General features: G+C 66.2%; 1 protein-coding gene. It reads left to right on the forward strand.

From position 1 onward, the window contains the following. A protein-coding gene (locus IE200_RS20460) for an IS3 family transposase (protein ID WP_191281339.1) occupies positions 1–1,191 on the forward strand; the annotation gives its coding sequence in 2 pieces (ribosomal slippage) (positions 1–283 and positions 286–1,191; 1,189 coding nt annotated over the 2 pieces). This gene is flagged as partial in the annotation. Between the last annotated feature and the right edge of the window lie 32 nt (positions 1,192–1,223).

Here is a 1,223-nt window from a genome sequence, read left to right on the forward strand (position 1 = left end):
GCCGAAGCCGTACCCCCAGGAGTTCCGCGACGACGTGGTCCGTGTCGCGAGGAACCGTGAGCCAGGTGTCCATATCAAGCAGATCGCTGCCGACTTCGGCATCAGCGAGTCGTGCCTGACGAACTGGATGAAGACCGCCGACGTCGAGGATGGCGTGAAGCCGGGCACGACTGCGGCGGAGAACGCCGAACTGCGTGAAGCCAAGAAGCGGATCCGGCTCCTGGAGCAGGAGAACGAGGTCTTGCGTCGCGCCGCGGCGTATCTGTCGCAGGCCAACCTGCCGGGAAAATGATGTACCCGCTCGTCCGCGAGCTGGCCGTCGACGGGATCCTCGTCACGGTGACGTGCCGGGTGCTCAAGATCGCTCGCCAGCCGTACTACCGCTGGCTCCAGAGCCCGGTCACTGAGGCCGAGCTCGAGCAGGCCTACCGCGCCAACGCCCTGTTCGACGCCCATCGCGACGACCCGGAGTTCGGCTACCGGTTCCTGGTCGACGAGGCCCGTGAAGCCGGTGAGCCGATGGCCGAGCGGACCGCGTGGCGGATCTGTTCGCAGCTGGGCTGGTGGTCGGCGTTCGGAAAGCCCAAGCGCGGCAAGGCCAAGAAGCCCGGCCCACCGGTCCACGACGACCTGTGCGCTGTGACCGACGAGAAGGGCAGGATTCGACACGAGTTCAGCGCCGATGCCCCCAACGAGCTGTGGCTGACCGACATCACCGAGCACCGCACCGGTGAGGGCAAGCTCTACCTCTGCGCGATCAAGGACGTCTACTCCAACCGGATCGTGGGCTACTCCATCGACTCGAGGATGAAGTCCAGGCTGGCGGTCGCCGCGCTCAACAACGCAGTCGCCCGCCGCGGAGATGTCGCCGGCTGCGTGGTCCACAGCGACCGCGGCAGTCAGTTCCGCAGCCGGAAATTCGTCCACGCTCTCAACCGCCACGGCATGGTCGGATCGATGGGCCGCGTCGGTGCAGCCGGGGACAACGCGGCCATGGAGAGCTTCTTCAGCCTGCTCCAGAAGAACGTCCTCGACCGCCGCTCATGGACCACCCGAGAGGAACTGCGGATCGCGATGGTGACCTGGATCGAGAGGACCTACCACCGCCGTCGGCGACAGGCCGCTCTCGGACGGTTGACCCCCATCGAGTACGAGACCATCATGACCACACCTGCCGCTCAGGCAGCCTGACCCAACCTGTCACCTATCCGTGCAGCAGTCCC

Origin of the sequence: Nocardioides flavus (ex Wang et al. 2016), assembly GCF_014653115.1 — a bacterium.
Lineage (GTDB): Bacteria > Actinomycetota > Actinomycetes > Propionibacteriales > Nocardioidaceae > Nocardioides > Nocardioides flavus.